Annotated in this window: 22 protein-coding genes and 1 pseudogene; 13 read left to right on the plus strand and 10 right to left on the minus strand. The window is 56.5% G+C overall.

The features are described 5' to 3' along the window. Positions 1-32: 32 nt before the first annotated feature. Together recA and ACWORE_RS02600 are read left to right on the plus strand one after the other, a co-directional pair. The gene (recA, locus tag ACWORE_RS02595; protein WP_221926722.1) at positions 33-1,172 is read left to right on the plus strand and encodes a recombinase RecA; all 1,140 of its coding nucleotides are present in this window, start codon (positions 33-35) and stop codon (positions 1,170-1,172) included. Positions 1,173-1,195: 23 nt separating this feature from the next. Beyond that, on the plus strand, positions 1,196-1,819 hold the full coding sequence (locus tag ACWORE_RS02600) for a regulatory protein RecX (protein WP_406604664.1): 624 nt from the start codon (positions 1,196-1,198) through the stop codon (positions 1,817-1,819). 30 nt (positions 1,820-1,849) lie between these two features. Here ACWORE_RS02600 and ACWORE_RS02605 read toward each other — a convergent pair whose 3' ends face one another. Genes ACWORE_RS02605 through ACWORE_RS02620 form a run of 4 tightly spaced genes read right to left on the minus strand, consistent with a single transcriptional unit; the run spans position 1,850 to position 5,184 of the window. Beyond that, positions 1,850-2,788, minus strand: coding sequence for an amino acid ABC transporter permease (locus ACWORE_RS02605; protein WP_455302394.1), 939 nt, complete (start codon positions 2,786-2,788; stop codon positions 1,850-1,852). Continuing rightward, entirely contained in the window at positions 2,788-3,477 is a 690-nt protein-coding gene (locus ACWORE_RS02610; RefSeq protein ID WP_455302395.1) for an amino acid ABC transporter permease, read from the minus strand. Before ACWORE_RS02610 ends, ACWORE_RS02605 begins: the two co-directional genes overlap by 1 nt. Positions 3,478-3,486: 9 nt before the next feature. Continuing rightward, positions 3,487-4,440 carry a glutamate ABC transporter substrate-binding protein gene (locus tag ACWORE_RS02615; protein WP_455302397.1) on the minus strand — a complete coding sequence of 318 codons (954 nt, stop codon included), beginning with the start codon at positions 4,438-4,440 and terminating at the stop codon, positions 3,487-3,489. Positions 4,441-4,455: 15 nt separating this feature from the next. Continuing rightward, positions 4,456-5,184, minus strand: a complete 729-nt coding sequence (locus tag ACWORE_RS02620) for an amino acid ABC transporter ATP-binding protein (protein ID WP_455302611.1) — start codon at positions 5,182-5,184, stop codon at positions 4,456-4,458. A 284-nt stretch (positions 5,185-5,468) separates the two neighbouring features. Here ACWORE_RS02620 and miaB point away from each other — a divergent pair, with 284 nt between their 5' ends. Together miaB and ACWORE_RS02630 are read left to right on the plus strand one after the other, a co-directional pair. Then, positions 5,469-7,088 (plus strand): tRNA (N6-isopentenyl adenosine(37)-C2)-methylthiotransferase MiaB, encoded by a 1,620-nt coding sequence (miaB, locus tag ACWORE_RS02625; protein ID WP_455302613.1) that lies wholly within the window; start codon positions 5,469-5,471, stop codon positions 7,086-7,088. A 50-nt stretch (positions 7,089-7,138) separates the two neighbouring features. Beyond that, positions 7,139-7,927: an Rv2732c family membrane protein gene (locus ACWORE_RS02630; RefSeq protein WP_455302399.1), complete on the plus strand. Its 789-nt coding sequence runs from the start codon at positions 7,139-7,141 to the stop codon at positions 7,925-7,927. A gap of 121 nt (positions 7,928-8,048) precedes the next feature. Here ACWORE_RS02630 and ACWORE_RS02635 read toward each other — a convergent pair whose 3' ends face one another. Further along, positions 8,049-9,371, minus strand: a complete 1,323-nt coding sequence (locus tag ACWORE_RS02635; RefSeq protein ID WP_455302400.1) for a DUF349 domain-containing protein — start codon at positions 9,369-9,371, stop codon at positions 8,049-8,051. A gap of 113 nt (positions 9,372-9,484) precedes the next feature. Between ACWORE_RS02635 and ACWORE_RS02640 the strand changes: the two genes are divergently transcribed. The 3 genes from ACWORE_RS02640 to dapF are packed head-to-tail and all read left to right on the plus strand — an operon-like array spanning position 9,485 to position 12,237. Further along, positions 9,485-10,312: a hypothetical protein gene (locus ACWORE_RS02640; RefSeq protein WP_455302402.1), complete on the plus strand. Its 828-nt coding sequence runs from the start codon at positions 9,485-9,487 to the stop codon at positions 10,310-10,312. After that, complete coding sequence (miaA, locus tag ACWORE_RS02645) at positions 10,288-11,247, plus strand: tRNA (adenosine(37)-N6)-dimethylallyltransferase MiaA (RefSeq protein ID WP_455302404.1); 960 nt, start codon at positions 10,288-10,290, stop codon at positions 11,245-11,247. Before ACWORE_RS02640 ends, miaA begins: the two co-directional genes overlap by 25 nt. Before the next feature lie 9 nt (positions 11,248-11,256). Continuing rightward, the gene (dapF, locus tag ACWORE_RS02650) at positions 11,257-12,237 is read left to right on the plus strand and encodes a diaminopimelate epimerase (RefSeq protein ID WP_455302406.1); all 981 of its coding nucleotides are present in this window, start codon (positions 11,257-11,259) and stop codon (positions 12,235-12,237) included. On the opposite strand, the gene ACWORE_RS02655 is transcribed toward dapF, so the two are convergent. Together ACWORE_RS02655 and ACWORE_RS02660 are read right to left on the minus strand one after the other, a co-directional pair. Next, positions 12,201-12,866, minus strand: coding sequence for a hypothetical protein (locus ACWORE_RS02655; protein ID WP_455302408.1), 666 nt, complete (start codon positions 12,864-12,866; stop codon positions 12,201-12,203). The two genes, dapF and ACWORE_RS02655, sit on opposite strands and share 37 nt — an antisense overlap. A 2-nt stretch (positions 12,867-12,868) precedes the next feature. Then, a complete protein-coding gene (locus ACWORE_RS02660) occupies positions 12,869-13,684 on the minus strand; it encodes a hypothetical protein (protein WP_455302410.1) in 816 nt (271 codons plus the stop codon). Between the two features lie 310 nt (positions 13,685-13,994). Between ACWORE_RS02660 and ACWORE_RS02665 the strand changes: the two genes are divergently transcribed. The 6 genes and pseudogenes from ACWORE_RS02665 to ACWORE_RS02690 all read left to right on the plus strand — a co-directional run bounded on the left by ACWORE_RS02665 (position 13,995) and on the right by ACWORE_RS02690 (position 20,036). Then, positions 13,995-14,279 (plus strand): FeoA family protein, encoded by a 285-nt coding sequence (locus ACWORE_RS02665; protein WP_204088587.1) that lies wholly within the window; start codon positions 13,995-13,997, stop codon positions 14,277-14,279. A gap of 176 nt (positions 14,280-14,455) precedes the next feature. Further along, a pseudogene (locus ACWORE_RS02670) lies at positions 14,456-14,602 on the plus strand (FeoB small GTPase domain-containing protein); the annotation flags it as partial. A gap of 229 nt (positions 14,603-14,831) precedes the next feature. Next, entirely contained in the window at positions 14,832-16,556 is a 1,725-nt protein-coding gene (gene feoB / locus ACWORE_RS02675; protein ID WP_455302615.1) for a ferrous iron transport protein B, read from the plus strand. A gap of 40 nt (positions 16,557-16,596) precedes the next feature. Continuing rightward, complete coding sequence (locus tag ACWORE_RS02680; protein ID WP_081429409.1) at positions 16,597-17,022, plus strand: FeoC-like transcriptional regulator; 426 nt, start codon at positions 16,597-16,599, stop codon at positions 17,020-17,022. A gap of 223 nt (positions 17,023-17,245) precedes the next feature. Further along, the gene (hflX, locus tag ACWORE_RS02685) at positions 17,246-18,652 is read left to right on the plus strand and encodes a GTPase HflX (protein WP_296136637.1); all 1,407 of its coding nucleotides are present in this window, start codon (positions 17,246-17,248) and stop codon (positions 18,650-18,652) included. 82 nt (positions 18,653-18,734) lie between these two features. Then, complete coding sequence (locus ACWORE_RS02690; protein WP_455302413.1) at positions 18,735-20,036, plus strand: uracil-xanthine permease family protein; 1,302 nt, start codon at positions 18,735-18,737, stop codon at positions 20,034-20,036. Positions 20,037-20,123: 87 nt separating this feature from the next. Here ACWORE_RS02690 and ACWORE_RS02695 read toward each other — a convergent pair whose 3' ends face one another. The 3 genes from ACWORE_RS02695 to ACWORE_RS02705 form a co-directional block, all read right to left on the minus strand. Continuing rightward, the gene (locus tag ACWORE_RS02695) at positions 20,124-20,393 is read right to left on the minus strand and encodes an HPr family phosphocarrier protein (RefSeq protein WP_012731732.1); all 270 of its coding nucleotides are present in this window, start codon (positions 20,391-20,393) and stop codon (positions 20,124-20,126) included. Between the two features lie 283 nt (positions 20,394-20,676). Continuing rightward, a complete protein-coding gene (locus ACWORE_RS02700; protein WP_455302415.1) occupies positions 20,677-22,944 on the minus strand; it encodes a PTS fructose transporter subunit IIABC in 2,268 nt (755 codons plus the stop codon). Beyond that, entirely contained in the window at positions 22,941-24,095 is a 1,155-nt protein-coding gene (locus ACWORE_RS02705) for a 1-phosphofructokinase family hexose kinase (RefSeq protein WP_455302417.1), read from the minus strand. The genes ACWORE_RS02700 and ACWORE_RS02705 overlap by 4 nt, the downstream gene beginning before the upstream one ends. Between the last annotated feature and the right edge of the window lie 15 nt (positions 24,096-24,110).

Raw genomic sequence — 24,110 nt, forward strand, 5'->3', positions numbered from 1 at the left:
GTGCTCTGACTTCGATGAAGGATTGGTGGACAATGGCAGGTAAAACTGCAACGAAAAAGAAAACAAATCAGAGTAGTGGCGACGGACGCCTGAAAGCCCTCGATACGGCTTTAGCGAAGATCGAGAAGGATTTTGGTAAAGGCGCGGTTATGCGTTTGGGGGATGATAAGCGTCCTCCGATTAGCTCGATCTCATCAGGCAACATTGCGATTAACGTTGCATTAGGGATTGGCGGATTCCCCCGCGGCCGAGTTGTAGAAATTTACGGCCCAGAATCGTCAGGTAAGACTACGGTTGCTCTTCACGCGATTGCTGAAGCTCAAAAAGACGGTGGCATTGCTGCTTTTATCGACGCTGAGCACGCTCTGGATCCTGAATATGCCCGCAAGCTCGGGGTCGATACCGACGCGCTGCTTGTTGCGCAGCCGGACACAGGTGAGCAGGCTTTGGAGATTGCCGACATGCTCATCCGCTCGGGCGCTTTAGCCATCATCGTCATCGACTCGGTGGCTGCACTAACCCCGAAGGCGGAAATTGACGGCGAGATGGGCGATAGCCATGTGGGGCTTCAGGCTCGTTTGATGAGCCAGGCTCTTCGAAAGATGACAGGCGCGCTGTCTCAGTCGGGCACAACCGCCATTTTCATCAACCAGCTGCGAGAAAAGATCGGTGTGATGTTTGGGTCGCCTGAAACCACCACCGGTGGTAAGGCGCTGAAATTCTACGCTTCCGTTCGCTGTGATATTCGCCGTATTCAGGCACTGAAAGATGGCCAAGACGTTATTGGTAACCGGACGCGACTAAAAGTTGTCAAGAACAAGGTGTCGCCGCCGTTCAAGGTTTCCGAGTTCGACATCCTTTATGGCGAAGGTATTTCGCGGGAGGGTTCGATTATTGACCTGGGCGTTGACTACGGCATTATCAAGAAATCAGGCTCCTGGTACACCTATGAAGGCGAACAGCTCGGCCAGGGTAAAGAAAAGGTCCGCGATTATCTCAAGAATAATAGTGACCTCGCCGGGACTATTGAAGATAAAATCATGAGGGCCGCGAAGGTCGGACCGTACGCGAATGTCACTGATGATGATGCGGCGGAGTCAGAAAGCACCAGCTCTGATGACGACCCGATCGATGTCGTCCCGAATGTAGACTTCGATGACGACGACGAATAGATGCGAAAGGGCTAAATTAGGCGATGCCTAAGTCCAGTGACAGTGATAACTCTGCTGAGTCCACCGCTGACATTATCGGGCATCTCAGTGAAGCCATCTCTCGCGTGGATCCCAGCAGATCTATTGCGCAAGAAGAAAATGCTGTCCGACCTGTTAGATCGCGAGCATTGCGCCTGTTGGATCACCGGGCTAGATCAGAGCAGGAACTGAGGGATCGTCTCCTTGAAGCCGAGTTTCCCCAGGCTAGCGTGGATACCGTCATTGCCGACCTTGCCGAAAGCGGACTGATTGATGACCGCCGATTTGCCGAAGAATGGGTAAGACAACGCAGGACACGTCGCGGAAAATCTCGCCGTGTCCTGCGCGAAGAACTCCGAAGAAAAGGGGTTTCCGATGCCGACTGCGATCATGCGTTAGCCGAGGTCAGTGACGACGATGAACAGAAATTAGCTCGTCACGTTGCCGAAGACCGTGCGCGGCGGATTCGGACGGTTCCCGCTGATCGGAAAGAAAAATATGCCCATCTCCGACGGATTGCCGCGGCGCTGGCACGACGGGGCTTCCCGGCGGGAGTGTCACAGCGGATCGCTCATGACGTCGTGGAGGAGAGAATCACCGAACTGAGCAGCGATCCCGATGGTGAGTAACACCGCCAGGAACCCTCATACCGCCGGGAATTATTCGAACGTACTGCGTAGATCGCGGTGGGCCGGGTCATGCCAGTCGACCACGGCTTCATCCTTGGTCTCCACTCCCTGTTCTTTCTGGTGGGGAACATGGGCCACAATATTGCGCCGAGCACGCCCAGCCCGCAGCTGAAGCTCGATTCGCTCCGCGAACTTCGTCAGCCCAATGTTGACGATGATCATGATCACTGCAACAACAACGAGCGCCGCGAGGAAGTTTCGGTAATACGAAGCCGACTGAATGCCAGACCTCACGACTTCCACATACCCGATCTGATAGCCCAATGCGGAGTCCTTGAGAGCAATCACCATCTGAGCGATCAAGGCGGGGAGCATCGAGGCCACAGCCTGAGGAAGAAGGATGATTCGCATCGTCTGCCGGTGAGTCAAACCCAGCGCCAAAGCAGCTTCCGATTGCCCGCTTGGAAGCGCCTCAATCCCCGAACGAAGGACCTCGGCAATGACCGCGCCGTTATACAGCGTCAACCCAAAAACAACGGCAGCGAAAGCCAACTGCTCTGAAGAGAACACCGCATATTCAGCGAAAAGCTGGTAGGCGAAGATCATCAAGATCAACACGGGAATAGCGCGGAAGAACTCGACAATTACCCCGCAGATCCGGCGAACGATCCACCGATGATGCAAACGCCCAGTCCCCAGCACCGCCCCAAGAAGCATAGCCAAAATAATGGAAACAAAGGCGGCTTTCAGCGTTCCCCACAGACCGGGGAGAATATACGTCGTCCAGGTGGTCGACTTAATAAACGGATCCCACTTGGATGCATCCAACTGACCATTCTTGGCCAGCACTGAGATCGTCCACCCGATGACCAGAGCGGCAACCACGACAGTAATGGCCGTGAGAATGCGGTTGATCTGACGCCCGCGTGGGCCAGGGTTGTCATAAAGGACAGTTGCGCGAGTACTCACTATCGTTTCACCGCCAATCGTTTATCAGCCCAGCCGAAGAAAAGCCCCATGGGCAGGGTCAAGATGATAAAGCCGAGAGCAAAAATGCCGAACACCAAGAACAACTGGTCGGCGTGGTTCTCGATCGTCGATTTCATCAACAGAGATGCCTCGCCCACACCGATGACGGACGCGATAGTCGTGTTCTTGGACAACGCAATCAGGGTGTTGCCCAATGGAACAATCGACGCGCGAAAAGCCTGGGGAAACACGATGGCAGAGAAATTCTGTCCAAAAGACAGCCCCAGTGATCGGCCAGCTTCCGCTTGCCCGAAGGGGACCGTGTTGATGCCCGCCCGCAAAGATTCGGCGACAAAAGCCGAGGTATAGATGATAAAGGCCAGGACTGCCAACCAGAAGTTGTTGTTTTTAATGAAGTTGTCGTTCTCGGGGGCAAGCGTCAGGCCCAAGTTTTGGTAGAGCCCAATCGATGAGAACAACACAATCAGCGTCAGGGGAGTATTCCTCGACACAGTAATGAACAGTGACGATAAGGTGCGCAATATCCCGACGGGGCACACCCGCATGGCGGTCAGAATGATGCCCAGGATCAGTGAACCGATCCCTGAGTACACCGTGAGTTTGATGGTGACCCAGAATGCAGGCCATAGCGTATCGCTGAGGTCACCCCATAAAGTCGTTGTCTCCATTGATCCCCCTTATCCCTTCTGCAAAAAGCTGAGATCGCCGATGGCGGGTTCATCGCCCACGGGGAAGTCGTTGCCAAGATTCTTGTGAACAATGGACGCGTAAGCTCCAGACGCCCACATGTCTTTCAGGGCATCGTTGATTGCCTCGGTCGACTTGGTGTCACCCTTCGCATGCCCGATCCCGTAGTGCTCATCGGTCCACCACGATCCGTCATCCTGTTTCATATCGACAACGCGGAACTCGCCCGGGTACTGAGTTGCGAACCCGTACAAAATGGTGGCGTCGGTGGTCAGGGCGTCAACCTTCTTTTGGTGGAGCGCTTCCACACATGACGAGTAGGAATCGAACTCCTGTAATTGGACGTCGGGGAGTGCCTCTTTGACCTTCTGGGCGGGAGTGGACCCACTCACAGAGCACAAACGTTTCCCTCTATTCAGGTCTGTCAGAGATTTGATCCCCGTGTCCTTATCCCTCACCAGTAGCGCCTGATGAGTGACCAGGTATGGCCCACCAAAAGCGACAGCATTCGCGCGTCCTTTGTTGATGGAATACGTGGCCGTAATCATGCCCACTTCGCCATTCTTAATCAGCGTTTCTCGCTGCGCAGACGGCGTTTCGCGCCACGTTATCTTCGGCTTATCCCAACCGTTTTTCTCTGCGATGTGGTTAATGACATACCGCGAGACATCTGGATCCACACCGACGAATTTCTTATCCGGTGTGCGCATTCCCATACCCGGCTGGTCATATTTCGTGCCGACGACGATATGCCCGGCTTTAATTTCGTCGAGGACACTCACGGGCTCCGACGACCCACACGCGGTGAGCGTCGGGGTGACGAAAACAAGGGCAGTCACCGCGGCCACCACCGCGCGCACGCGGGTGTGGCGTCGGCACGTGCCCCGTCGGAAATAAGTAACAAACTGGCCGATATGACGGCCGGCGAACTGCATTCGTGTCATTCTTCACGCCCCCTTTTAATGACCGAGGATCTTGGAGAGAAAATCTTTGGCCCGGTCCGTCTGGGGATTCGTAAAGAATGATTCCGGATCGGCGTCTTCGGCGATGGCGCCATCGGCCATAAACAACACACGATCAGCGGCTCGTCGGGCGAAACCCATCTCGTGGGTCACGCACACCATCGTCATACCCTCTCTAGCCAGTCCGACCATGACGTCGAGAACCTCGTTCACCATCTCCGGGTCGAGAGCAGACGTCGGCTCGTCGAAAAGCATGATTTTGGGGTCCATGGCGAGGGCGCGTGCAATGGCAACACGCTGCTGTTGGCCACCGGATAACTGGGCAGGATACTTGTGAGCCTGGCTATCAATATCGACCCGTCGGAGCAGAGCCATAGCCCGATCCTTAGCTTGGGCCTTACTCCGTTTCCGCACTTTGATAGGGCCAAGAGTGACATTGTCGAGGATGGTCTTGTGCGAAAACAGATTGAACTGTTGGAAAACCATGCCGACTTCCGCCCTCAGCCGAGTCAGGTTCTTCCCTTCTTCAGGAAGCGCTTCGCCATCGATCACGATCTCGCCATCGTCGATAGTCTCGAGCCGGTTAAGCGTTCGGCATAGAGTCGATTTCCCCGAACCTGAGGGGCCGAGAATAACCACGACCTGTCCTGCAGGAATTGTCAGATTGATATCGCGGAGCGCGTGGTAGTCGCCGAAATACTTGTTGACATGGGACATAGAGATCATCGGCGGGCGATGCCCAGGATCTTTGACAGCCGTTTCAGCGTCGGGATGAGGTGCAGAGCTGTCTGCAGCGTGTGCGGGAATGGACTGTGTCGACGGCGCTGTGACGTCGGATCCGGAAACTTCTGGCATACGGAAAAACTTAAAGGGTTTCTTTAGCCAAAGCTGTGTGGGAAACAAAAACTTAACAACACCGTAACCAATTCCCCGTCTGTCGGGGGTGACCAGTACGATAGTCCGCGATGAACGGCACAACCCCTGATATGTCAATTAATCATTTACAGACCATGAACTATTTCACAGCTTCGCCTCATTCTTCGGTTTCGACGACGACCACCCGTCCGCGCACCTACGAGGTGCGTACTTTCGGGTGCCAAATGAATGTGCATGACTCGGAGCGGCTGGCCGGGCTTTTGGAGGAAGCCGGCTACGTGCCCGTTGGCAGCGACGACCCTGCCGATGTTGTTGTGTTCAACACGTGTGCAGTACGTGAAAATGCGGATAACCGGCTGTATGGCACCTTGGGCCAACTGAAATCTGCCAAGGACACAAAGCCCGACATGCAAATTGCGGTCGGGGGGTGCATGGCGCAGAAAGACAAGGATGTCGTTGTTAAGCGAGCACCTTGGGTCGACGTGGTGTTCGGTACCCACAACATTGGGAAGCTCCCGACTCTTCTGGCGCGTGCTGCCCACAATCATGAAGCCCAGGTGGAAATTGCTGACGCGTTAGAGCAGTTTCCCTCGGTCCTCCCCGCGAAACGTGACTCCGCATATTCCGGCTGGGTGAGCGTGTCTGTCGGGTGTAACAACACCTGTACATTCTGCATCGTCCCGAGCCTCCGTGGGAAAGAGAAAGACCGCCGACCAGGTGACATTTTGGCGGAGGTACAAACTCTTGTCGACGACGGCGTGAGCGAAGTGACACTTCTGGGCCAAAACGTCAACGCCTATGGAGTCCACTTTGAAGACCCGACGCTAGAGCGCGACCGCAGCGCATTTTCAAAGCTGTTGCGCGCATGTGGCGATATCGAGGGCCTGGAGCGCGTCCGCTTCACCAGCCCACACCCTGCCGAGTTCACCTCCGACGTCATCGACGCGATGGCGGAGACGCACAATGTGTGCCCGCAGCTGCATATGCCTTTGCAGTCGGGTTCAGACAAGGTGCTCAAAGAGATGCGTCGTTCCTATCGGACGAAGCGTTTTATGAGGATCCTCGACGAAGTTAGTGAGAAGCTCCCTCAGGCCTCGATTACGACTGACATTATTGTTGGCTTCCCTGGAGAAACTGAGGAAGATTTCCAGCAGACACTCGATCTCATCGAAAAAGCACGGTTTACGAGCGCATATACGTTCCAGTACTCGCCGCGTCCAGGGACGCCCGCAGCGGCGATGGAGGATCAGGTACCGAAGGCCGTGGTGCAGGATCGGTATGAGCGACTGGTTGAGTCTCAAGAGCGAATCAGCGCCGAGCTCAATGCCGAGATGGTTGGGGACGTCGTCGAGGTCCTTGTTCAGGCTGACGATGGTCGACGCTCGGCTCAAACACATCGTTTGTCGGGCAGAACACGCGACGGTCGCCTGGTGCACTTTGCCCCTGATGCTGCACCGATGGAAGAAACAGCCCGGGCATGGGATTCCATTGGAGCAACTCCGATGGCACATCCGACGGCTTCCGGCGGAGTTTCCGTTGAAAAGTGCGTGAAACCGGGTGTTGATCGGGCGATCCGCGCAGGAGATGTGGTGTGGGTGCGTATCACCGATTCACGCTCTCACTTCCTGTTGTCTGACTCGGGTGTCCTTGCTCATCGTCGTATGCCGGCGGGGGACCGGACTGAGGCTGCTTCCGCTCCGACGCCACGCGGTGTTGGTCTGGGAATGCCGACGATCAAGACGATGAAAAGGTAGCCAAGCTTGGTAAGAATCACGAATGAGGTTTACGGATTAGGGTAAGAGGCATGGCAATGAAAAAGAGGTCTGGACGTAGTGATGGCGACGGCTCGGCTCAGCGGCATCAACCTGCGAAAAAGCCCCAAGAGATGACGGCTGAGGAGCGCAGAGAAGCGCTTCGAGCTTTCGGCGAAAGCAAACGCGCCAACATCAATGTGGAAGAACGCTTGGCGTCGAGAACCGTGGTAATCAACCGTCAGCTTCCTTTTTTCTTGCTCGGGATGCTGGGGACGTTGTTCGCCATTTTCCTCCCGCACTCGGGGAGCGTGTATGGCTTTGACGTCCTGTTTTACTCCGACCGCGCTCAAGAGATGGTCACCACATGGCCGGAGCGTATCTATGTGTGGTTGGCGCTGGTCGGGGGAATCTTCTTACCGATTGGCGTGATCGTTTCACGCTCCACTCTCGTGGCTTGGGTGACGTGGGTTGTGTCCGGAGTTTGCTGGGTATTCGGTATTTTCGCGATCTGGATGCGGCAGTCACGTCCACCGACAGAGCCGGGATCCGGTCCCTCGTTCGGGCTTATCTTTGGTTTCGCCGCGATCATCGTTATTTTCGCAACCATCTCTACCGTCGTTTTCCGTCGATCAGTCCTCCAGCGCGTTTTGGCAGAAATCCGGCGTGAAGAAGCCGACCGCGATGATGAAGCGCGGGCTGCCCAGCAGCATCTTCGGACGGGATTGACCGTTCAGGAGTACAGGGAGCCGGTGGATAACCGACGTGCACGTGCCAGGGAGCGCGCACACCAAGTGGCGGAAAACCAACGTAAGCGGAAACAGCCGCCCGCGGATAAATAGGACTCCGGTTCAGAACTCCCATAACTCAGAACTAAAGCCCCACGAATCAATAACGGCCACCAGGCCCGGTTACTCGTGGGGCTTTTCAGTTCTCTGTGCTGCTCAGTCCACCATTCGCTCCTTAGTCCACTGCCTGCTGAGCAGTCTGGGCCCACTGTGCCCACTGCTCGGCTTGAGCCCGAAGGTCTGCGGCTTTCTTGTTGTTCCCAGCTTTTTCAGCACTGTCCGCTGCCGCTGAGAGCTCATTGACTTTAGCCTCAAACTGGGCGACGCGAGCCTGCCGTTCGGGATCAGTCTTCCGCCATTGCTCATTCTCGACGTCACTGACCCGATTCTCGAGTGCACGGATTTTATCCTCGAACTCGCGGACACGACCCCGCGGCACGTATCCGATGCTTTCCCACTGCGATTGCAATTCACGAAGAGCTTTCTTAGCAGCGCCCAAGTTCTCCTCAGGGGTAATCTTGTCGCTGTACTGCTCTATGAGCTGGTCTTTCTTCTCAGCGTTGGATTCATACTCACGGTCTTTAGCCTCATTAACGGCCTTCCGTGCCGAGAAGAACGTGTCTTGGGCGTGACGGAAGCGCTTCCACAGCTTGTCATCGATACCACGTGGTGCACGGCCAGCAGCTTTCCACTCCGTCATGAGGTCGCGGAACTGACGCGCGGTGTCTCTCCATTCCGTCGAATCCTGGATCTTCTCCGCTCTCTCGCAGATATCTTCCTTGAGACGACGAGCCTCATCGCGTTTCCGATCCAACTCGGCAAAATGTGCACCGCGGCGCTGCGAAAACTGCTCACGAGCAGCAGAGAAACGCTTCCACAGTGCATCATCCGTTTTCCGGTCGATACCGTGGATGCTCTTCCACTCGTTCAGCATCTCGCGCAGACGATCGCCGGATTCTTTCCACTCCGTCGAATCCGAACCAATGCGCTCAGCCTCGTCGATAAGCTTTTCACGTTGGGCAATCGCGTTCTCCCGGCGCTGTTTCTTTTCAGTTTCGGCCTGTTCAGCGACGGTGTAGCTGTCGTCGATAATTGAACTGAGCTGGTCATAGAGGCCATCGACGTCACCAAGAGCAGCTGATTCGGCGACTTTAGCCTGTAGTTCCTCGGCCGACTTGCGAGTGGTGGCAGCCTCTTCGGGGTGGGTGTGGAGACGTACGCGGAGGATATCCGCCTCAGTTTGCAGACTATCGAAGTGCTTACCGAAGAAAGTGAATCCTTCGCTCTTCGAGCCGGCTTTCCACTCACCGATAGCGCGCTCACCGTCACGAGTGATTAACCAGACTGTTCCATCATCGTCGATACGCCCGTGGTCTTCGGGGTTGTTCGTTCGACGGGGCGGTGTCGTCGTTGCTGCATGGCCAGACATGGATGCCGGTGTGGGATGAGCGCCTCGGGGTCCAGGGATAGGCGCTGAAGGGACCGAAGAAGTAGTCATGGGCCGGTGTTCCTCACTCTTTCTTTCTTTGCCGCGCGGCACGGCTGCCAAACACAATCCACTGTTTAGACTGCACGACTTCCCGCCGAGAGTCTACCCGTTAGGGTAGTGATGTGACCCATTCCCACTCGGCTTCACCGGCTTCGTCGACCACACCCGCGTCGCATCGACGTCCAGATCCAACCGATAGTTCCGACGCCAAGCCTGGGACGCGCCGGGGGCGCATTGTCGTGCTTCTGCCGCCAACTCCTCTGCTTATCCCCGAAGCGACTGGTCACGCCCAGTATCCGGCACAACTCCGCACAGAAATTGACCGTGCCCGGCAGTGGATACTCCCTACCGACGGGCCCATCACTATTGCCTTCCACCTCGACGATTCCATGGCGACACGTCACGTTGGTTCTCTCAAGGCATGGGGAATTGACGTGAACGTGGGAGCTGGAACGTATTTACCCGATCTCGTTTTGCGGGCCCTTCTTCGACGGTGGAGATACGACGGTGAGATCATCAGCGTCGACATCCACGACGTGCAGTTTCTCGCCGACGATGGGCCGCTGCTGGATGGGCCACTTCTGATTGCCGCCGACGGGGGAGCGGGACTTCACCCCGACGCCCCTTTAGGCGATGTTCCCGGAGCGTGGGCCCTCGAGGAGCAACTTCGGCGTTTTGTTATCGATCCTGCAGCTCAGGCGTCGGCACCATTGTTTGACGTGACTGCTGCAGCACACTGTGGGATTGACCCGGAACCGTGGATCGCCTGGGCTGACTTTTGTCGATCCCACCCTTCCGGTGTGAGTACCCTGTATCACTGGTCCTCTATCGATGACCGCGTTCAAACCACCGCCGAGCAACACGATGATCCGTGCACACATGACGGCCCACCGGCCTATGGAGGAATAGGTTTCCATTGTGGCGTATGGCAGCTCACCACCGTGATGTAGAACAGGATGATAACGTGCCAGCATCTTTGCCTTTCCCCGTGGCCATCGTCGGTCCCACCGCGTCGGGCAAGTCGGCATTGGGGCTCGCACTCGCGCACCGCTATGACGGGGAGATCGTCAACGTCGATTCCATGCAGCTCTATCGCGGTATGGATATCGGCACGGCAAAACTGACGCCTGAAGAGCGTGAGGGCATCCCGCATCATCAGCTCGATAAACTTGATGTCACCCAGCAGGCGAGCGTCGCACGATATCAACGATCTGCCGTCGACGATGTTGAAAACATCCGTTCACGAGGGAAAACGCCAGTTTTGGTGGGTGGCTCCATGCTGTATGTCCAATCGCTCGTCGATGATTGGCAGTTCCCGCCTACCGACCCCACAGTTCGGGCTAAATGGCAACATCGCCTTGACGATATAGGTGTTCAACAGCTGCATAAGGAACTTGCTGCTATTGACCCAGCGGCTGCCGACATTATCGAAGTCAATGATCCGCGTCGGACTGTCCGCGCCCTGGAAGTCATTGAATTGACCGGGAAGCCTTTCGCGGCATCACAGCCACCCATCAACGCGCCAGCACGATGGGGAACACTCATCATCGGATTACAAACGTCGTCGGAGTGGCTGAACCCGCGAATAGAATTACGCACCCACACCATGTTCGACCGGGGCCTCATCGACGAAGTCAACGGCCTCACCCAGCAAGGGCTCATTGCGCAGTCCACCGCTGGGCGAGCGATCGGATATTCCCAAGTACTTGCCATGCTGGCCGGCGACATGAAAACCGCCGACGCCATATCGTCCACCATCACAGGAACCCGTCGCTATGTCAGACGACAGCGCTCCTGGTTCCGTCGCGACCCACGAACCCACTGGATCGACGCGGCCGGGGACACCGTCAGCGAAGCCACGTCGATCATCGACAACCACGTCTAGAATGGCCCCATGCCCGAACAGACAACCCTCTTCAGTAAAGGCCACGGCACAGAGAATGATTTCATCCTCCTGCCAGACTTCGACGCTGATATCGACCTCGACCCAGCACTCGTTCGTGTCCTGTGTGATCGACGCGCCGGGTTGGGTGCCGACGGCGTGATCCGCATTGCTCGCACCGAAGCCTTGATCCTTAAAGGCATCATTGCAAAAGAGACTGTTGGTGAGTCCGGTGATACCGCGCCGGCAGATGCTCCCGAATGGTTCATGGATTATCGCAATGCCGATGGGTCGATTGCTGAGATGTGTGGGAACGGATCTCGGGTATTTGGGCACTACTTATTCGCGCATCATCTCGTGAGTGATTCGCCGACTTTTTCGATTGGCACGCGAGCGGGAATAAAGCGCTTAACCGTCGTCAACCCCTCACAAACGACTGACTCATCAGCACGGATCGCCGTCGATATGGGACGTGTGGGCATTATTGGTCAGTCCGTAGCTGCATTTGATCGACAGAGGTTTGCCGGTGTGGGGATTGATGTAGGTAACCCCCATTTAGCATGTGTTATTCCCGATCTTGACGACGCTGGTCTGCGCGAGCTTCCTCTTCACCTCAAGCCTGTTCTCGACGAGGAGTTCTTCCCGCACGGAGCTAACGTCGAGGTTCTCACTCCTCTTCACCCGGATGACAGTCGAGATGGTGATGGCACTGTGTCGATGCGCGTCCATGAACGAGGGTCGGGGGAGACCCGATCATGCGGGACGGGAACGGTTGCGGCAGCAGTGGCGGCATTGGCTGACCGCGGTCAGGTCGACGGCACGGTCCACGTCGTCGTTCCTGGTGGTGAGGTCACGGTGACTATCAAGGACGAGCAGGCCACCTTGGAAGGTCCGTCGGTAATAGTTGCGTCAGGAACAATTAATATCGACCAATTGCGTGAATACGCCTCGGCGCATTATGCGCCCGCATTGCGTGGGAAAGACGACCTATAGCTAGAAGCCCCAGGAGTCCATCCATATGTGGACGGGCTAGTACGTGTCTGGCTTTCAGGAAGCCGTACCGCCGGGCTGTCTACTTGGCTAGCGTACTGCCGAGCCTCAACCCACGCTTCCTGTAGTTCGCGCGCCATCTCATCGGTTGCTGAGAGGATGTGCTCCAGCATGTGAATGGTGCGTGCGTGAGTAACGACACCCTCAAGATCGTCGATAAACAATTCGCTCGACACCCTGGCTTTATGGAACCGGCTAATGATCGGATTCTCCTGGTGAGATTCATCCAAGAGCACGGAATGCGTGGATCGATCGGTAACAGCCTCGGCTGATGTGCCGTTCTGAAATGCTTCCCACTGGTCCAGAACTGCAGTGATGTCCGCAGCTGACAACTCAATGGACTGACGAACTTGTTCTTGTTCGGCGGAGAATGTTGACGTTCGTGCGATAACGATGGCGACGACAGCGCACGCGAGAACAAGCCCAAAGCCGAGCCAATGGAAAATAATGATCAGATACAGGGCGATAACGGTGAGGATGGTGCTTAGAGAGATAAGACGCCATACCCGGACATCACTGTGAGGTGACGTCAGCGCCGGAACACCATCCTTATCGGTAGGGGAGCTGGTCACTTTTAATGGCCACCACATCCGCAGCCACCGCAGCCACAGCCGCCGCCTCCGCCACCGCAGCACCCGCCAGCGCTGGTATCGGCCGCGACGGACGCTGTGAATAGCACCCGCCCAGCGACAATATTGCCCTTAGTGATGCTTTCGGCGGCAGATTCGGGAAGGCACAGATCGACGGGGAATGGGGCGTCGACATTGACGTGCCAGAACGATTCGCCCGTGAGCCCGTTCGTCCGTTTCTCTGCGGATGCCACGACGAGTGATACGTCACCTGCGGCTGACGGCTCGGTATCGCCTGATCCCGCATTGACCACGGCTGCACCGTGCGAGATAACGAAACCGGTCGTTGCTCCGCCGGCGTCGGAGAACCCTTTTTCGTCGGAGTAGACGTGGGTGTCAACACCAAGAGCAGAAAGATTGACCGTTCCCAATTGGGTGGGTTCATCAACCAGAAGCGGACCTTGGGCGAGGTTGGCGGCAATGTCACACACAACGTTGCCCTCGTCATCATGAACGCTGAGCAGCGCCAGGACGTCGGATAACATCGATATTTCTGCTTCGCATTCGGTCAATGCGTCAAAGCCGGCATACGCGGCATACGGTGGGGCGGCAAGGATGAATAACTGTGCTCCACTGGCGTCATTAAACGCGAGCAATTGTCCACCTGATAGTTCACCGGTGACAGACAAAGTGCCGGTTGAGTAGGCTTTTTCTAAAAGCTCTTGCCAGGGGACGCCCCCCATTCCAAGTGCTGTGAGCCCCGTCGTGGTACGTGCTCCCGCAGTCTGGGAGTCAGCGGGGGTTTCGGTAGGTGTGCTCATAGAAGTCGATTCTAGCTCTCTTATGAATTCGGCCGTTCACGGGTTTGCTCACAGTGTTTGTTTGTTTCCCTCATTTTTTTGTTTATGCCCGTTTGTGTCGTGCTACCATGAAAACTGTTATAGGCCGAACAGAACCACAATTCTGATAGACCTGGAAATAAGTTAAGGAAAACCAGACCGAGGACAACCACCCGCAGATCACCCCTCGGTGAGCCTTCCAGATGGCTCCCTCTCTCTGGCAAGTATGGAAACGCGGTCACCGTGCACTGTGAAAGGTAGTGCAAGGTGACCGCCGATGAGGAGACCTGGAATGGGAAAGATTTCCATGAGTCGCTCGGACCGTCATGCAACTACTTCTTCGCCCGCCATGAGCACTCTTTATGACGTGCCACCAGGACATTCCGCAACAATCGTAGGCTCAGACGTCGATGCTCTTTTCGCTCGTCGACTCCGTGAACTGGGGTTGCGCGAGGGCACTACCGTTCATGTGGCTCAAAACGCCGCCGGCGGCGGCCGCATCGTGAAGGTTCTTGACGCTCGATACGCGCTCGATGCTTTTACTCTCAAGCACATTGCCATCTCGACCTCGTCATAGAGGTCATTTCCCCATGACGGTAGGGGATTCTCGGAGGAAAAATGAATGACTCTTTAGGTCCTCAGACGGAGGGCGGTGTCGCAACGTCCAGCACGGCGACGGCCACATCTACCAAGGACCTCACAACACAATTCGCCGACGCACCATCCTGTCACTGCGAAAGCCATGGAACGGCCATGGCGCCGAAGGGCTCACCAGTCATCGCCCTCGTCGGTGCGCCCAATGCCGGTAAGTCAACCCTGTTCAACGCCCTCACCGGTGCAAAAGCCAAAATGGGCAACTGGCCGGGCACGACTGTCTCGGTGTCTCGCGGTGCATGGAAAGTGAAGAAGGACAAGCACAGCGCCGTCGATCACGCAGATACGTGCGACGAGCACGCGGGTTCCGTTCAGGTCGATTCGGCGGATGCATGCCCTCACTGCTCCAGCGAGCACGAGGAGCCGAAGACAGAAGAATCGGCAAAGGGGGGGACACCACTCCGAGACGTCACACGGCTCGGGTGAAACAGTCTATGACGTGATCGATTTTCCGGGTGCTTACTCTCTCGACCCGATGAGCCCTGATGAAGCTCTCACACGTGAACTCCTTTTGGAACGTGACGTGGAGGAGCGGCCGGATCTGGTCATCGTCGTTGCAGATACCGCCACGATTTCGCGTGGCCTCTATCTCGCGGCTCAAGTAGCCGAGCACCCGTATCGTATGGTTGTCGTTCTCACCAAGGGCGATGTTGCGCTAAACCAGGGGTTTGAGGTTGACCCTGATGTGCTGTCGCGGAAGCTTCAGGTTCCCGTCGTCGCGGTCGATCCGCGTAAACGTCGCGTCGATGAGTTGGCATCTGCAGTTGAAAAGCAGCTACAGATGCCGGCCGATACCGTCCGGCCGATGTGCTGCCAGCACATTCCCGATGAATTAGAGGGCCCGGACCGCGAACTGGCTGTCTCCGACGCACGTTTCAGCTGGATTGATAAAGCGGTCTCGAAGGAAACGATCCACAACGATCACACCCGGTCCGTCTCGGAAAGAATCGACCGGGTTGTTCTTAACCCCATCGCCGGGCCACTGATTTTCCTTGCGGCTATGTGGTGCGTCTTTGAAATCACGACGACGGTGGCCGCGCCTCTGCAGGATTGGCTGGATAACTTCTTCAGCGGTCCCGTCAGTGATGGGGCGACATCCTTACTTCAGGCCTTGGGGCTTGACTATCCGTTTGTTCACGGGTTGATTGTCGACGGGCTGATCGGCGGCGTGGGAATGGTTCTGACCTTCGCACCGCTGATGGCGTTAATGTTCTTATGCCTGGCTGTGCTGGAGGATTCGGGCTACATGGCTCGTGCTGCAGTGGTTGCGGACCGGCTCATGCGAGCGATTGGCCTGCCAGGTAAGGCCTTCATCCCGCTCATCGTGGGATTTGGATGCAACGTTCCGGCCATTTCCGCAACACGAGTTTTGGGCAACGCTCGTCAACGGATCTTGACTGCTCTGCTCGTGCCCTTCACGTCATGCTCCGCCCGGTTGACCGTTTACGTCATGCTGGCCGCGACCTTCTTCCCCCACAACAGCGGTTCTGTTGTCTTCGCCATGTACGTCATCTCTATCGCGTTGGTTGTGCTCACAGGGCTGCTGATCAAGAACACCTTGTGGCGGCGTATGGGGTCGGAACCGCTCGTTATCGACTTGCCGGTGTACCAGTTGCCAGTGCCTCGATTGGCACTATCCGCTATGTGGATGCGTTTGAAAGGGTTCTTGCACACGGCTGGCGGGATCATCGTCGCGACGGTCATCGTCGTGTGGCTGCTGCAGTCGACTCCCGTCGTCGGCGGTCACAGCTGGGGTGACGACGAACTCGACCCGCAGGATTCGGTCTACGGCGCGGTATCGCAAACAGTGGCACCTGTGTTCGCCCCGGCTGGCTTCGATTCCTGGTCGCTGTCGGGTCCGTTGATCACGGGCTTCGTCGCCAAGGAAGCAGTGATTTCGTCGTGGGCTCAGACATACGCCCTGCAGGACCCGTCGGATGAAGATGCCGTGGACCAGGGGCACTCTGCGCTGGCTCAAGCCATTCGCGAAGACTTTAACCACTCATCGGGTGGTCACACGTACCCAGCAGTGTGGGCCTTCATGGTCTTCCTGTTGGCGTACACCCCATGCGTGGCTACACTGGCTGCCCAAAAGAGAGAAATCGGATTGAAATGGACGGTGGTGGGGATAGCCATACAGCTGACAGTGGCCTGGGCTTTGGCCGTCATTACGTTCCAGGCACTACGCCTTTTCTTCTAGATTATTTCCTCTACATTGATTCGTGAAAGCAGTGATAGCAATGCTGTTTCGTCGAGAACGAGATTTATCGCGACGCGTACCTTCGCGGGGTGACTCCTCCGGGCGTGCATCGGCATCGTCGGCTTCACAAGGTCCGCTTGCCATGGTTCGTGACGCCATTGCCTCTGGGGCCGTTGACCGGTCACGGATCGCTGAAAACACGGGCCTTGCCCGAACCACCGTCGACGCCTCCATTGAGCACCTCGAACGCATGGGCTGGTTGACCAAGAAACCGCTGGGTACATCCTGCCCCGGCGGAGGATGCTCATCCTGCCCATTGGGTAAGGCCGACGGAGGGGCTGGATGCGGATCGCACATCGGCGGAACGGGACCGGTTGCGCTGGTTTTAACCCGTCGCCCACAGTGCTGGCCGGCTGCGTCCACGTCGGCTGTGCCTGAAGCTGTTAGCTCCGCGGGCCGGCACTAGGTGTAGAGCCGTGGCCTGTGTGGACATAGCGCATGCACGCTACGGTTCATCAGCCTATAGCGAACGCACTACTGCGTGAGGGCTAGTTGTGAGACACTTGTGAGCAATGACTGAACGTTCACATAATTATCCGTCTTACTCGGACTCCGACACTCACCTCACCGATGACCATGGCCGACGCGGGGGAGGCCTACATAACGACACAAGAGTTCGCTATGCGCACATGCCCACCGCTGGCGAACTCGACCTTAGCGAGCGTGACGAACTCCGTGCGCTGTCGCGTGGTAGCCAAGCTCACACCACCGAGCAATCCGACGGCTATGACGTCGAATATCGAAAGCTGCGGCTAGAAAGAGTCATTCTGGTCGGCGTATGGACCGCCGGGACGACCGCTGAATTCGAAGCAAATCTGGAAGAACTCCGTGCTCTCGCGGAGACAGCCGGATCTGAGGTCCTCGAATCTTTTTACCAGCGGCGCGAGAAGCCCGACGCGGGCACGTACATCGGATCCGGCAAGGTCGCTGAGCTCCGTGACGCGGTCCGATCATTGGGCGCAGATACAGTGATTTGCGACGGTGAGCTGAGCCCCGGACAGCTTATTGCTTTAGAAAAGCAGCTCGATGTCAAGGTTATTGACCGCACGATGCTGATCCTCGATATTTTCGCTCAGCATGCGAAGTCCAAAGAGGGAAAGGCGCAGGTTTCCCTCGCTCAGATGGAATATCTTTATACGCGAGTTCGCGGCTGGGGCGACATGATGTCCCGGCAGGCGGGTGGACGAGCCGGTTCTAATGGCGGTGTTGGCCTCCGCGGCCCTGGTGAAACGAAGATTGAGGCTGATCGCCGACGGCTGCGTAAGGATATGGCTCGTTTGCGAGCGGAATTGCGGAGCATGACGACTGCTCGTGAAATTAAGCGAGACCGACGGGATAGCTCTACCACTCCGCAAATCGCGATTGCTGGGTACACGAACGCGGGGAAGTCGTCGTTAATCAATGCCATCACCGGGGCAGGGGTGCTGGTGGAGGATGCTCTGTTCGCTACCTTGGACCCCACGACACGTCGTGCAGAACTTGCCGACGGAAGGGCGGTGATCTTTTCGGACACTGTTGGTTTCGTCCGGCACCTGCCCACACAGTTGGTGGAGGCGTTCCGATCCTCCCTGGAGGAAGTTGCGTCGGCAGATTTGGTGCTGCACGTTGTGGATGGTTCCGATCCCTTCCCACTGAAGCAAATAGCTGCTGTTCACGAGGTTCTTGCCGACGTTCGCAACAGTGGGGCGGAGGCCATGCCCCCTGAAATCATTGTTGTGAACAAGATAGATCAGGCCGACCCCATTGTTCTCGCGCAGCTTCGCCACGAGCTTGACGACGTTGTTTTCGTGTCGGCGAAGACTGGCGAGAATATTGATGAACTCGCCTCCCGAATCGAACTGTTCTTAAACACTCTGGATACCCATGTGAGGCTTCATGTCCCGTACACCCGTGGTGACATTGTGGCGAAAGTCCATGAGTATGGAACCGTTATAGACGAACAATACGATTCCGACGGCACTGTTCTTGATGTGCGCGTTCCTGCTCGTGTTGCTCAAGAGGTGAAAGAGTTTATTCAGGCGGACGAATACTCATAATTTTCTTTGCTTACAGGGGCGTGCTCGTGTTTATAGGGGTCGTGATAAGGATCTAACTGCTCAGGTTGAATAATAAGAAAGCGTGAGCGCAAAAAAGAGTCTTTTGCCGTGGTCCGTGCATGGTGACGGAAAAACACCCCGACCTGGTGCCGTCGTGGCTCCAGATGAGCGATTAAGTTGGCCTCGAACTATCGGCGTGGGAATGCAGCACGTCATTGCCATGTTCGGGGCGACGCTTCTCGTCCCCACCCTCACCGGGTTCCCCGTCAATACCACCTTGTTGTTCTCTGGTCTAGGGACGATGGCGTTTCTCCTCATCACGAGGAATCGCCTTCCTTCATATTTAGGGTCCTCATTTGCGTTTATTGCTCCGTTGACCGCTGCACATAGCGGGGGACTCTCCGCCCAGCTGGGTGGCGTCCTTGCCGCGGGGTTAGCGCTCGCGGTCGTGGGGCTCGTTGTGATGGCCGCGGGACAACACGCCCTCGGTGCCGTGATGCCTCCACCCGTCACGGGAGCAATCGTCGCACTCATCGGTTTGAATCTGGCCCCTGCCGCCACATCCAACGTGCAAAAACAGCCATTAGTAGCCGGCGTCACTCTGGCGGCTATTCTGCTCTTCACCGTGGCGGGCCGGGGGATGATCGCGCGGCTAGGAATTCTTTTTGGTGTCGTCGTCGGGTGGGTTTTCGCGTCGCTAACAGGTAATTTAGCGCCAGGTACCTCAGAGACGATAGAGAATGCCGCGTGGATTGGTTTCCCACAATTCCATTCTCCCGTTTTTCACACGGGGATCGTTATTTCGACGATCCCTGTCGTCGTTGTGTTAATTGCAGAAAATGTCGGCCATGTAAAGGCTGTTTCTGCCATGACGGGAAGAAATATGGATGACTTAGCGGGGAAGGCTTTATTTTCTGACGGTATCGCGACGACGGTGGCAGGATTCTGCGGCGGATCGGGTACAACCAGTTATGCCGAAAACATTGGTGTCATGGCGGCTACGAGAGTCTATTCGACGGCTGCGTACTGGGTTGCTGCTGCGACCGCAATAATTCTTGCCTTTATTCCTAAGTTCGGCGCTTTAGTGTTCACTATTCCCACGGGAGTTTTGGGCGGCGCGACCATGGTCTTATACGGCATGATCGGAATGCTCGGAATTCGTATTTGGCAAGATAACACTGTTCGATTTACCAATCCCGTTAATTTGACCGCGGCCGCAGTGGCATTAATAGCGGGAATAGGAAATCTCACGTTGCGGGTGGGATCAGTCGATATTGAGGGCATCGCGTGGGGATCAGTGGGGATCATCGTTGGATACCCGCTCTTGCGCTATCTTTTCGAGCACGTTGGGGAAGGGCAGGATGCCAGCCAGCGTCAGTATTAAAAAAATGGGGATGACCAGAAACATTCGGCCATCCCCATCAATAGTGCCGTTGGTCACCGCACAGTGGCGGTCCCGACAACTAGTGGATTATTCGTTATCGAGGTTCTGCGAAACCAGAGCCGCAATCTTCTCGACAGCTTCGGCGTTCTCAGACGAAACTTCCACGGTGTCACCGTGCTCAGCGCCCAAGGCCATAATCATGAGGGAAGAAGCGGCGTCGGCAGGTTCTGCATCATCATCGTCGGGAAGCGAGATCAAGATTTCGTCATCATAGTTAGATGCTTCCTCGGCGATAACAGCTGCGGGACGAGCGTGAAGACCAACGGTAGAACCGACAGTCACGGTTGTGGAAGCCATAAGTGAACCTTTCTGTTAATCAAAACAAGGTGTGGATCATCGGGATCCTTTTGTGCCAGAATAACGGACTTAAAGTCCTCCTGCACAAAGCATTTTATTTATTTCTACAGCGGTACTTATCGTAGCGGATAAGTTGCTGCAAGTGTGGTAGTTCAGATACGGGAAGTGCCATGTGCCACAGCCTTTTCCGTATCTCTTGATCGGGGAGTATCGCTGCTTTGTTGTTCAGCGGGTACCAGCCCAATCTTTAAGCCAATGTCAGTGTATTGGCCGAGCTTCTGTTTTACGCTGTGGTCTTGGCAGAAGCTTCTTTGTTCTGCGCTGACGGTGCTGACGACGCTGGCGATTTCGCAGCATCGCGTGTCTTGACCGGCCACCATGTCTTCAGGGCGATGACACCAGCAGCAGCGATGACTACGCCAACCACCAGTGAGACGAAGAACATGAGGACGTGGGTGACGGCCAGAATCACGAACACACCGCCGTGGGGAGCCATCAGCTCGACGCCAGCTGCCATCGAGATAGCCCCGGAGACTGCGCCGCCGAGCATCGTAGCCGGAACCACGCGCAGCGGGTCCGCAGCAGCGAACGGGATAGCGCCTTCAGAGATGAAGGATAGGCCTAGCAACCATGCCGCTTTTCCGTTTTCCTGCTCCGCCTTATTGAAGAGCTTAGGCCGCAGAGTCGTCGCAAGAGCCAGGGCCAGAGGCGGAACCATACCGGTAATCATGACAGCAGCCATGATCTTCAGCGACGCAGGATCGTCGACATTCAGGCCGGCCGTGGCGAACAAGTACGCTGCCTTGTTGATGGGGCCACCGAGGTCGAAGCACATCATGAGGCCCAGGATGATTCCGAGGAGAACCGCAGAGGAGCCGGACATCGAGTTCAGACCATTCTGCAGGGCGTCCATCAGCGAGGCGATCGGGCGTCCCAGCAGGATAAACATGGCGAAGCCAGTGATGAGCGAATCCACCAAAGGAATGATCACAACAGGCATCAACCCAGCAAGCCACCGCGGTGGATTAAGCGTGTTGAACCACATTGCGATGAGACCTGCGATGAGGCCGGTGAACAGACCCCCAATGAACCCTGCACCGACAGCGACGGAGACGGCACCACCAATGAATCCTGGCGCGATACCTGGACGGCCACCGAGGGCGTAGGCGATATACCCCGATAGGGCACTAACGAGGAAGTTCATCCCCAGCGTGCCGACATAGGCCGATACAGCACCAAGGTAGATCAGCAGAGGAGCCTGGCTGAAGTTGTACGTTTCGCCGTCGACAGTAATGTGTTGCCCAGGAAGGTTCCACAGAGCATTGTGGTTGACGACGGTTTCGTAGACCTTGGCGATATCCGCACCAGACAGCACAAAGGCCAGCGCCATAAGGAGGCCGCCTGCTGCCACGAACGGAATCATGTACGACACGCCGGTCATCAAGGCTTGCTGGATGCGCTTGCCCCAGCCGAGTCCCTCGCCCTCTTCCTGAGAGCTCTCAGACGACGATGACGCTTTCCCCTTGACGCGGCGTGCATGGGGATCTTTCGATGCCGCGACGGCTTCATCGATCATGACCGCGGGTTCATCGATGGCCCGCTTCACGCCAGATTCGATGACGGGTTTGCCAGCGAACCGCTCACGGTCCTTAACTCCGACATCCGTTGCGAAGATGACCGCGTCGGCATTCTTAATGGCGTCGGAGGGAAGGGGAGTGACTCCGGACGATCCCTGAGTTTCAACCGTGATCTCGACATCGTCACGTGCGTCGGCCGTTTGGGATAGAGAATCCGCAGCCATGTACGTGTGCGCAATACCGGTTGGGCACGCTGTAATCGCGACAAGGTGGGTAACAGCCTGTCCGGATCCACCAGCGTTATCGCTGCTGTCGGCGCTCTGAGCTGATGCTCCAGCTGCTCCGACGGGCGTCGACCCCGCAGCGCTACCCGCCGCCGCTGAGCCTGCACTCTTGCTTGCCGACGCCGTCGATGCGGACTTCTTCTTTGGTTTGGCAGCCAAGGTGTCAAGGATGCGCTGGGCTGCGTCCTTCTCATCGGATGCTTCACGCAGCGAATCCCGGAAGGAGGCTTTGACCAAGCTACGGGCTAATTTCGACAGGATCCGCAGGTGTGCTTTCCCTCCGCCCATCGGAGCGGAGATAAGGAAAACCAGGTCGGCGGGTCCATCGGCAGAACCGAAATCAACAGGCTTCGAGAGTCGCGCGAAGGTCAGCGTCGGAACTTCCACATGGCTGGTGCGGCAGTGCGGAATTGCCACGCCACCAGGCACACCCGTGGCTGACTTCGATTCACGAGTCAAGGCGTCAGAGGTCAGCCCCTCGGCGTCATCAGCGCGACCGGCTACCGCTGCATGTGAAGCCAAAGCTTTAATAACAGCTTCCTTGGTGTCACCGGGACCCACGTCAAGCATGATGAGGTCCGGGGTGATTACGGGAGGCTCCGAGGAGTTCGCCTGCGTTCCCTCCGCTGGTGCTGTTTCTTTTTGTGTCGGTTTGTTCGGAGTAGATCCGGAACCGCTCGATGATGTCATGACACTCCTTTCAAGGCTGTTGCTCCAGCGCCAGCCATGACGGTGACGGATTCAGGTTGTGTTTGGGAGGGAAAGGGGATTGTCGTTCCGGGCAGCGACGTTGCCGCAGAGCCATAGGCTACAGCGTATTGAAGTGCAGTTTTCTCAACTGAACTGTCTGTAGCTGAGCTCTTTCCGTTACTGTGACCGCGTCTTTGGGTACCGATAATGAAGCCGGCCAAGCTTGAATCACCCGCTCCGACAGTACTCACCGGAGTGATGGGAGGCGGAGAGGCGTACCAGGTCCCTTGTTGGGTAGCTAAGACCGCGCCCGACGCACCGAGTGTGAGCAGGACATAACGTACGCCGTGGTCAACCAAAAGCTGCACAGCTTCTGTCGCGGGCTTGAGATTTCCTTGTGATGCCTCGTGTTCAATGTTTTTCCCGTCGAGGCCGAGGATCTGGCCGATTTCGAACCCATTAGGTTTCAGAAGATCGGGGGCCACAGTCGGATCCTTCAGAATCCGGGCACCGAGTTCCTCAAGCGGTTTATCTGACGTGTCGACCGCTATTTTGACGTCGTGCCCGTCGGCGCTCTTACGAATCGCTCCGACCATGTCGGCGTACCACGATGTAGGCAGTCCAGGTGGCAGTGAACCGGAGAGGACAATCCATGATGCACGCTGCGCGACTTGCGAAATCACTCGGGTCAGCGTGTCGACGTGGTCAGGCTCAAGAGGATTGCCTGGCTCATTCAGTTTCGTCGTCGTGCCATCGGGTTCCGTGACAGTGAGATTGACGCGGACGGGATGGTCAGCTGGTGTCGATACAAAACTGAGACCTGTTTTATGAACTAAAGAAGTAAATGGATCGCCTGCAGATGCCGGGGCAATGGCGACGGTTGGTTCGTCGGCCCTGTAGGTAGCCATCGCTACGTTGATGCCTTTGCCGGCTGGTACATCGGTAACGTCAGTGATCCTGTTTACTCCACCTCGATCAAGTGGGGTGGATATTGCAGCCGTGCGATCCATGCAGGGATTAGGGGTCACTGTGACGACAGCATTGTCGGGGATTCGCAAGGACTGACTATCTAATGCTTCAATGCCGGATGGACTAGAGCCATCGTGTGTTTCCCCTTCTTGTGGAGTCGGCGATGATGAGTGTGAAGACACTATTCCTCTAGAAAT

The sequence above is a fragment of the Corynebacterium sp. c7Ub_26 genome, assembly GCF_053760365.1.